Annotated in this window: 3 protein-coding genes and 1 pseudogene; all 4 read right to left on the bottom strand. The window is 51.7% G+C overall.

Annotated features, from left to right (window positions below; all coding sequences use genetic code 11):
- Positions 1-1247 (bottom strand): annotated as a pseudogene (gene tssI / locus ACIQVE_RS28895) (type VI secretion system tip protein TssI/VgrG); the annotation flags it as partial.
- A gap of 155 nt (positions 1248-1402) precedes the next feature.
- On the bottom strand, positions 1403-2590 hold the full coding sequence (locus tag ACIQVE_RS28890; RefSeq protein ID WP_402815272.1) for a DUF6708 domain-containing protein: 1188 nt from the start codon (positions 2588-2590) through the stop codon (positions 1403-1405).
- Positions 2583-6008, bottom strand: a complete 3426-nt coding sequence (locus ACIQVE_RS28885) for a toxin VasX (RefSeq protein ID WP_402815270.1) — start codon at positions 6006-6008, stop codon at positions 2583-2585. The genes ACIQVE_RS28890 and ACIQVE_RS28885 overlap by 8 nt, the downstream gene beginning before the upstream one ends.
- Positions 6005-6877 (bottom strand): DUF4123 domain-containing protein, encoded by an 873-nt coding sequence (locus tag ACIQVE_RS28880; RefSeq protein ID WP_402815268.1) that lies wholly within the window; start codon positions 6875-6877, stop codon positions 6005-6007. The genes ACIQVE_RS28885 and ACIQVE_RS28880 overlap by 4 nt, the downstream gene beginning before the upstream one ends.
- Positions 6878-7027: the final 150 nt, after the last annotated feature.

The raw sequence follows: 7027 nt of genomic DNA, 5'->3' as shown, positions 1-7027 counted from the left end.
TAGAGGCAGCCGCTGATCAGCGGCTGGTCGGGGTCGCCTTCGAGGAAGGTCACCAGCACTTCCATGCCGATGCGCGGGATGGCGATGCCGCCGTACTGGGCGCCGGCCCAGGCGGAAGAGACACGCAACCAGCAACTGGTTTTGTCATCGGCCTGGCCTTCGCGGTCCCAATGGAACTGGACTTTGACGCGCCCGTACTGGTCGCAGTGGATTTCTTCACCTTTGGGGCCGATGACCACGGCGCTCTGGCTGCCGAGGATGCGCGGTTTCGGGTGGCGCAGGGGCGGGCGGTTCGGTACGTCCCACGGCGTGGCCTGGAAGCGGTTGCGGTAGCCCTGATGGAAGTCGTCTTTCAGCGCGGTGGTGTCGCTGGTCACTGACTCTTCCAGCACTTGTGGCTGTTTGCCTTCGTGGAGGATTTCGGTCAGCAGCCAGAGGTCGTTCCATTTGGCTTTCGGGTGTTGGGTCAGGGCGAGGAAATGGCCGCTGACCAGCAACGGTTGATCGCTTTTGCCTTCGGCGAGCTGGAAGTCGCTGCGGTGGCGTTCGAGGGCGCGGTTGGCCAGGTGTTTGCCGCGTTCGCGATCGATGAAGCGACCCGGGTAGTCGTAGTCTTCGAGGTCGGGCACGGCGTCGCCGCGCTTTTCGCTTTCCAGCGTCAGGCGCGGTTTTTCGAAGTCGTAATCGCGGCGAGTGGTGCGGCTGGTGCGGGTTTCCAGGCGCAGGTCGAAGCGCTTGATCACCGGGTCGCTGGCGACCATGCCGGAGTCTTGCTGATAGGCCACAGGCTTGAGTTTCGGGAACACCGTCTGGTCATCGCCGAAGACGAGTTTGTGCGCCGTGGCGCTGTGCTGGAAGTGGTAGTGAATCCCTTCTTCTTCGCACAGGCGCTGGATGAAGTGCAGGTCGGATTCGTCGTATTGCACGCAATAGATGCGCTCGGGGTAGATCGACCCGGTCTTGAATTCGTAGGCGTTGCTTTGGATGCCGTGCTCTTCGAGGACCATGCCGATGATTTTCGGCACCGTGAGGTTCTGGAAGATGCGCTGGTTGACGCGATGCGCCAGGTACGACAGTTGCGGGCGCAGGGTCACCGAATAACGGGTCAGGCGTTTGCCTGAGTCGCCTTGCGCGGCGCGGTAGATCTGACCATGGATGCCGCTGCCGTCGGGCGACAGTTGCAGGAAGGCCGGTTTGTGCAGCAGGGTTTCGAGGTCCAGCGACGGCTGCTCACTGACCAGCTCCATCTTTACCAAGGGCGGATCATGTTTCCAGGATCAGAGTATCGCTTGATATAATCGCCCAAGGAGCCTTGGTCTTTCGAGTTATAAAAGCAATGAGTTCTGACATGTTTTATTTTTCAATTAAGAATAAACCGGTCTAATTATTTGCCAATTATTTTTTAGAGCAAACCGGCAGCCTTGCATGCATCAACAAACGTTGCGCCTTTCTTATCCATTGCGTTTTTTACCAGCTGATTGGCTTTTATCAGTGCCGGGCTTGGTTTTGCCCATTGCTCTTTAGGCAAGGGTTGTGACCAACTCTCTACTTTTTCTGGCAGAGCGCGACGTCCCTTCCAGTAACTCCACTCGGCCAGTATGTAAGGCATTTTCCAGAAGCTCAACACGCGCCAAATGTACCAACGACGTAATGGCCATGGTGTGCGCTTGGGGTAGCCATAATGCTCACGTTCTTTGTCCGTAAGATTGGCTCCTTCGTCGTTCGAGTTGCTCATCCATCGAGCGTCATCGCGCTCGACTTCAAATGTGTGCAACCCTTCATAAGATTTTAGGCGATCACCAGTCGGAGTAAGTCCCAACGCAGTTAACATTGGATTCGGCGCATCTACTATCTGCCCGTCTTCCATGTAGTTTCGGATTGATGTCCACATCCCTAGTGCATGCGCGTCACTGGGTTGTGGGAGAAGAAGAAACTGTACTTTGTCTTGTTCGGCGTCCTCAAGACCCATGCCGAAGGTGTATTGGCGTGTAGCACCATAGCTGGTGATGCCTTGAGCATTTGCAACCCAAGCAACCACGCCTTCCCATGGCACCACCAGAACCTGATCAGTTTTATTGTCTACGTAGCAAACCTCACGACGTTGACGATTGAAGCGCACTGGGTAATTTTTTGGAGAAAAAATCACGTCGGAAAACATTCCATATAAGTACGCCCCTATTGGTATAGCGAATAGGAGAGAAACACTAGTCGTGACCTTTAAAAAGGTCAGTAAATCTCCAAGAGGGTCAGGAAAATTTTCAGGGTAAAAAATCACGCCGGCAAGGATTACTAGGCTAGGCATTATGAAGGCCGTAAAAAGTGCCATCCAAATAGCCGCGGCGAGTATTTTTCCTTGCTCAACCATTCCCCAGTTGCTGCCACCTATTTCAAGGAACGTGTCATTCACGTTGGAAAAATTACGACTCGAACCCTGTGCTTGTCCGGTGTATACAGGTAGTGGGGATAAAAACAAGGTCTCGTTCAAACCCTTTGCACGAATCTCGCCCGCACAGGGCCGCTGACTCTGGATATCCGGTGGAACTACTATTTCTGAACGTTTGCCTCTGCGCTTGTAAAGTTTTTTAAACATCGATGGTCGCCAAGTCGTCTTTTTTGAACATCTTAAATGGTCCTTTTCCCAACCCGATCGGCAAGGTGTCAACAGGATCGAGTTTGTACTCGCCCTTAGTAGGAATTCGTACTCCATGGCTTGTGGTTATTCTTAAATCCTTTAATAAGAAGCAAGTACGATGTATCAAGTCGCGCTCCGCTTCTAATTGATAGCCAATATTGAAGGCTAACGCAAAATCGGAAGTTTGCAAGGAGTCACTGATCGGGAGTTTGAGCGTCAGCGCTTCATTTCCTTTGCTGGCGACCATAAATCTTGTGGCCCAAGTGGCAGTACTTTCTTGCCAGCGTAGTGGCGGGAGATTTGGATTATATCCCCCTCGCATTGGAGTATCACGTTTTTGCTGGTACGCAAGTAGCTGCAATTGACGGCTGTCCATCTCTTTCGTGCTGACCCCCGGGAGGATAAGTTTCAAATAAGTCTGTTTTTCATCGCGGATGAGTTCGCAAGTAGGTTTTTGCACTACCTTTGCCAACTCGCTCCACTCCTCTTGGGCACTACGCTGCTTTGTCTGGTTTCCCCATGCACTGGATTGCATCCACTTCTGTAGTTCGTCCAAGTTGAAATAATTATAAAGTCCTTCGCCAACCAACTGCAGGGCGGTACCGATTAATCCAATCAAATTGGCGCGTGCGCCAATTGACACCAGTTCTGGGCTCGCTTCTGCCCAAGCGAATACACGCATTTCAGTCGGTGTTTTTATTACGGTTTTAACAATGGAGCCAGTATGCTTGGCTCCCCATGTACCCGCGCCGATCAATATTGCGTCGCCACTAATTTGTAGTGTTGAGGCACCCAGCCCTTTGGAATCACCTTGAGCGAGTGCTTTCGTCCACTGCATAGAGTGTTTACGTAAATCGAGTGAAGCAGATAACACACTAAAACCGAAAGCACCGATGCCCGCAATACCAGTCCACCGACCTAGTCGAGTCATGGTGTTTAGCTTACCGGCCGTACTTGCCATTTCCTCAATGTGAGCTTGGAAAATTGTGACTGAAAGCCCCTGTACTGTGGCAAATCCGGCGCCAGCGATACCAACGAATGCGTCAGTAAAATACCAAGCATCGCTCGCTGACAAGGAACCTTTATCTTTTTTAAGTAAAGTACTCACTGCCTCGATGAATTTCTGTCCTTGAATGATGAACAACCCAAAAGCGAGTAAGTCCCCCTTCGACTTTAAGGCGCCGCTAAAAGGTTTGTTAAAAGTTCCCGTTGATCGAAAATCACTAACCGTCCTGTTCATTTCTGCACGCAATTGCGGATCTAAACCATCGACGACTGTGCCAATTTGTGCGGGGCTGTTACTCCCCACGGTTAGGGCACCACTTAGCTTTTCTTCCAGAGGTATCAGTTGTAGTTTTAGTTGGGCAATTCGCTGTTGGTAAGCAACCTCACTGCCAGCTGGGGCCGAACCGGAGGATTGCAGCATCAGTTCACGATTGCGCAGTTTATATGCAGCGCTCAGCTGACCACGCAAGCTCAAAGATTGTGCGCTGACTTGATTGTAAGTAGCAATCTCAGTGGCGGTTGCTGCTCGTAAAGTCAGTCCTTTAGTAGAAAATTCGCGTAGCAACTGCAATCGCGCGGGGCTTCCGATACCGCGTATATAGGTGTTTGGGTCAATATTCTGCATTCTTCTGAATGCGTCATGCGCTTTTTCTAACTGATCTGCGGCCTTTAGTTGGGTTGCCGGGTTGTACGCCTCACTTAGCATGCTTTGCAAACCGGCGAATTGAGTACTCAATTTTGCGTAATTGGGTAGGCGCGCCGAGATCAAACTACTGAATTGATTGCCCAGCGCATCGGCATTTGCCAAATTCTCCTTTGCTGACAAAATACCAATTGCTAAGTTGCTCAAATCAACGAGTTTTTTGGCGATATCTATTTGATCTATCAGCCCCAAAGTGTCGAGCCCAGGTACGACAGTTAGCAGATTCGCTTCTAAATAGGTGGCGAGCTTTTCAAGTGCTTTTCTATCTGGGCACATGGCTGCCACACAGACGAATTCGGTTTTCAAACGGTGCTCGATTTGGGCATCGAGATGGAAGTCGTAATACCACGCGGCCCGGTGGAAGAGTCCGCCAGTGAACAGAGTCAAGCGATCTTCGCGTATTTTTTCTAGTCGCTTGTTCCAATGTGAGAGGAGAATTTGCTGGTGGGTAACAAATGTTTCCATTTCCTCCCGGTTGACTAAGTGTTCAATACCGCGCTGGCCAAGATCCTTGCCATGCAGGGCCTCCCAAGTTTGAAGGCTTAGAGTATTGATTGTGCTTTGGTGCTTGCTATAAAGCGGCTGTCCCATGGAATCGGTCATATCGACAAACGCTTTCGCGTAAGGATTGGCCAGAGCAGCTTTTCGCCACTGAGTTTCGTCACCGTATACACCAGGGGCACGATGGTCGCGACGAACTTTTAGATACTCATAAATTTTTGATTGTTGTTGCTCGTTAGTTTCGTCTTTCAATGCTTTGACGTCTGAATCTGTGCCGCTGAGGGCAGTCAGTCGTGAGGCATTAACATCATACAACGACTGAATGTAGGATCCGGTAAGGTACTGCGTTTGGCACTTATCGTCGGCACTCCATTTTTCCATCCAGTCAGCTACTTTCAACTGTGCGCTGGCAAGATCTCGCATGACACCAATATCGTCGCGCAGCACCAGGAACAGATAATCATCCTTGTACGGGCCCTGTACCTTGCTGGTCAGTGTTTCTATCGCCGTATTTTGGAACAGCGGCTGATATTCCCAATTGTAGGGTTTGCTCTCTTCTGAGTCGGCACCTTCAGGCAACGCCTTGGCTCGGGTTTCGGTCTCAGCCACCTCGGCCAACCATTCCTTGGCCTGCAGTTTGCTCAGCAGGCTTTCGCCTCCCTTCTCAGGGCAGGCACTCGCTAATTCGATGGGCTGCATCAAGCGCTTTCGCTCATCCTTGGATTTGAGCACTTGTGAGCATTTGAAAGCTGTCCATTGGATTTCCGAGTAACTGGCGTACAACGCATGATTGCGAGGAAAAACCAAGTGCGGCTCACCAACGGAATTGGTTCGGGTGTCGTCAGATACTTCCTGACTGTTCCACAAAAGCTTGGTGATTTGGCCTTTTTCAACGCGGTATTCGTGCAGGTCACCAGTAGTGCCGTCGATTATGTACAAGTAGCCGTCGCGTAACAGCCGGATGCCCAGCGGCTGGCTTTTCGTCTGAAATGGCATGGCCAGTTCAGCCTTCGGGTCGAGGTATTCAACCAGTCCAAAACGCAACGGCAATAACTGCACTTTTTTCTTCGCCAATTGGCACTCCCCCATGGGTACGCGGGTGTCCTTCGCACTCATGGCCATCGCGGCGGTATTAGGGCTGGGTTTTGGCGGTTGTTGGGCAGTCACGATAGGCTTCCTTGTCGATCAGTGGCACGGTGCTCAGCCAGTTCGGCCGCACGCTCCAAACGCTTCAATGGCGCCTCTGGTGTTGACTCCGTCAACAGGTGAAATATATCGGGGTGGTCAGTCATGTGCTCACCAGCCAAATACCCGAAAACATTCGCGTAAAGGGTTATTTCCTGTTCAGAAGCAAAGCCTTGCTGATAGGCATCATCTGCAATTTTTTGCGCATACTTACGACGCTCAGGCTCTGCCAAGGATGACATAAAGTCTGGAAAAAAAGTTTGCAGGTGCTCGTTCAACCCCGAGACGAAATTACGAAACTCTACTTCCCCTAACGCTGTGAGTTCTGAGTCCGTCAAACGATAGATGTCGGGTTTGGCGTTGGCGGGATCCGGTCGGCTGTGTTGATGCCATTTGAGTTCTACGCCGTCCGGCAAGCAGGCGTGTGAAAACGGCCCAAACCAGCGAGCGCTGCCGGTCTCTGCTGCTAGCCCGAACAGCTGGTTCATGACTGCCGGATCTGCAATGCGTGGCATGACTTCCACGCCACTTGGGTGCTCTACAGTAAGCAAATGGCGCCAGTGGCTCCAAAGGTTGTGAGCATCGGCATCACTGAACAGTAAATATCCCCATTCGAGTACCGCATGCTCGTGAAAGTGCGCCAATAGAGGATCATTGGCGCCTTTGAGAGCGATCAAATAGGGTGAGATATCTCCCAGCTCTTGCCAGCGCGTTTTCTGGTAAAGACTGTAAGCCTGGTTGTCCCACTGGTAGATATGTTGTGCCAAATTGGGCACGCTGACACCGTCCAGCAGCAAGTAAGCAGGGGTTTTCCAAGGCAGATCATCCGGAAGTGGTGGCAGAACTATCATTTAATTTTCTCCCTTCTGTGCCGCTATTTTCGCGGCTTCACACACCGCACAAATAGGCTTCTTCTGCATCAACGCCTGCCGCTGCGCCGGCACCAGCAACTGCCCAGCCTTATCCGCATCCGCCTGCTTCAACGGCCCCGGCAACAACGG

Source organism: Pseudomonas sp. NPDC098747, from assembly GCF_044760045.1.
Taxonomy (GTDB): domain Bacteria; phylum Pseudomonadota; class Gammaproteobacteria; order Pseudomonadales; family Pseudomonadaceae; genus Aquipseudomonas.
This window is presented reverse-complemented; position numbering and strand designations above follow the sequence as displayed.